We start from the raw sequence: 2461 nt of genomic DNA on the forward strand, positions 1-2461 counted from the left end.
CTGTAGCCGCAAAGTTAAAGTGTCCTGTTTCTGCAAAGTTGGAATGTCACACTCCCCGGGTCTGATTGACACTCGGGAGATTGCAGATGGGACTGATTACGATGAGCGAGCGTGATCTGCAGCGGATCGAGATTTTGTCGAAGGTGATTGCCGGTCGGATGACCATGGTGTCGGCGGCGCATGTGCTTGATCTCAGCACACGGCAAATCCGCCGGTTGTTGAACAGGATGCAAACTGGCGGTGCGGCTTCGATCCGGCACAAGGCGATCGGCCGGCCATCCAACAACCGCATCAATGACGGCATTCGTGATTACGCGGTAACGCTGGTTCGTGAACGTTATGCGGACTTCGGCCCGACCCTGGCGACCGAGAAGCTGGCCGAGCGTGATGGCTTGCAGGTTTCGCGCGAGACGTTGCGCAACTGGATGGTGGATGCCGGAATTTGGCTGTCACGTAAGCAGCGCCGGACGTTTCATCAGCCGAGATTACGTCGCGAGGCCTATGGCGAGCTGGTACAGATCGATGGTTCTGAGCATCGCTGGTTCGAGGATCGCGGACCATCGTGTTCGTTGCTGGTTTTCGTTGACGATGCGACCGGCAGGTTGATGCAGTTGCGTTTTGTACGTTCCGAAAGTGCCTTCACCTATTTTGAGGCGCTGGCGCTTTATCTCAAACGTCACGGCGCGCCGATTGCCTTTTATTCCGACAAACATTCAGTGTTCCGGGTGGCGAAGAAGGATGCCAGGGGCGGCCAAGGCATGACGCAGTTCGGACGGGCGCTGTGTGAGCTAAATATCGAGATTCTCTGCGCAAATTCGAGTCAGGCCAAAGGTCGGGTCGAGCGAATGAACCGGACGCTGCAGGACCGGTTGGTCAAGGAGTTGCGGCTGGCCGGCATCGACACAATGGAGGCGGGCAATGCGTTTCTGCCGGGTTTCATGGCCAATCACAATGCGCGATTTGCGATCGCCCCTGCCCGCTCCAATGACCTGCATCGGCCGATGAATCTGCCACCGGACCGGTTGGCTGAGATTCTATGCAAACGCGAGCAGCGGTATGTCGGATCGCAGCTGACATTCTCGTTCGAACGCCAGCGGATCATGCTGGACGAGAACGACGTCACGCGAGGCCTGGTTGGCAAATATGTCGAGACCTATGCCTACGCCGATGGTCGCCTCGATGTGCGCTGGAAGGGGTATTCCCTGCCCTATACGGTGTTCGACAAGGATCAGCGGGTAACACATGCGGCGATCACCGAGAACAAGCGGCTCGGCGATCTTTTGGCCTATATCAAGGAACGTCAGGACCAGCAGACAACGCCGAAGGTGAAGACCAACAGCGACAAGAACGGCTACACATCGCGGGGCCGCAAGCCGGGGCGGAAGACGGATGCCATGAACGATCCGGCGGTGATTGCGCGATGTCGGCAAGCACTATCATTCCCGCCTGCGGCGGAATAAAGATCGCGTGGGTCAATGCACACCGATGTCGCTTTGCGTATCCGATTCCAATTGCAGACAGGTGGCCCAGAGTGGTGTTTTGTGGAAGGATCCATCCTCAAAGAGCGTTAGCCCTGCTCTCGCCTCATAGAGCAAACCCAGCCAGCACAAGCGACGAATGACGCCGTAGCGGAGCTCAGACTTTAGGGACCATGCCTCGACTTTTATCTCGGCGTTCGACAGATGTGCCACGCTTGGATACAGGATTTTCAAGACCTCGTTCAGCGAGCAACCTGATCTGGCCTTGATATTGAGAAGATTGAGGAACATGCGCCACCAGCGTAGCCGCTCACGCACTTCCTTTTCTGTTTCAGCATCGTGGACGTAGGAATAGAGATAATCCGTGGCGACCAGATCGAAGAAGGCCTGCGGTCTTGCCAGAAATTCCCTGCCACGTTTGGTTGGCAGCAGCACGTCTTTCTTGCGGCGAAGGAGTTTCAGATGGCGGGTCATGTCGCGCACGACCCAAAGCGGCGGCATGTCGCTTTCATTGAGAACCTTGTTCATCGTGTAAAGCTCGTCGGACGTATAGTCTGGCCATTCAAAGTGAACGGCCGCCCAGTGCACGAACTTGCGGTTCATGGCGCCTGTGGCCGTCAAGCCAATGCCGCCTTGCGTATTGGCATAGGACAGGCTCAGGACCATGCCACGCAGCAGTGGCGACAGAGCGATGACATCGACATCGCCTATGAGTTCAATCTCCGGAAGCATCCTCTGATCTTGTCCCCCTGCATCATTCGATGTCTGTGAGTATCAACTGCTACCGGTACGATTGCTACTGAGAAAGCTAAAGCCGAATGGGTGTGTCTATCACCCGCCCCCGCCCTTCCCTTGCAACCGGAGAGCCGGTTCGGTCGGGGGCTGATCCGCGGTGTCAGTGTCGCATGTCTAAATGGCCGGGACACCCAAATTGGACATTTCTACTTTGCACATCGGCGGACGTTTCAACTCCCCCGCCACAT

2 protein-coding genes are annotated in these 2461 nt (G+C 56.7%); one reads left to right on the plus strand and one right to left on the minus strand.

All coding sequences use genetic code 11. The features are described 5' to 3' along the window. Positions 1-86 precede the first annotated feature (86 nt). Positions 87-1460, plus strand: coding sequence for an ISNCY family transposase (locus ACI2KA_RS26875; RefSeq protein WP_404505475.1), 1374 nt, complete (start codon positions 87-89; stop codon positions 1458-1460). A gap of 12 nt (positions 1461-1472) precedes the next feature. Here ACI2KA_RS26875 and ACI2KA_RS26880 read toward each other — a convergent pair whose 3' ends face one another. Then, positions 1473-2210: a hypothetical protein gene (locus ACI2KA_RS26880; RefSeq protein WP_404505476.1), complete on the minus strand. Its 738-nt coding sequence runs from the start codon at positions 2208-2210 to the stop codon at positions 1473-1475. Positions 2211-2461: the final 251 nt, after the last annotated feature.

The sequence above is a fragment of the Agrobacterium sp. NPDC089420 genome (genome assembly GCF_044900305.1).
Taxonomy (GTDB): Bacteria; Pseudomonadota; Alphaproteobacteria; order Rhizobiales; family Rhizobiaceae; genus Agrobacterium.

Excerpts from the sequence above, each read along its gene's own strand:
- ACI2KA_RS26875 (WP_404505475.1), top strand. The coding sequence starts at position 87 with ATGGGACTGATTACGATGAGCGAGCGTGATCTGCAGCGGATCGAGATT.
- ACI2KA_RS26880 (WP_404505476.1), bottom strand. The coding sequence starts at position 2,210 with ATGCTTCCGGAGATTGAACTCATAGGCGATGTCGATGTCATCGCTCTG.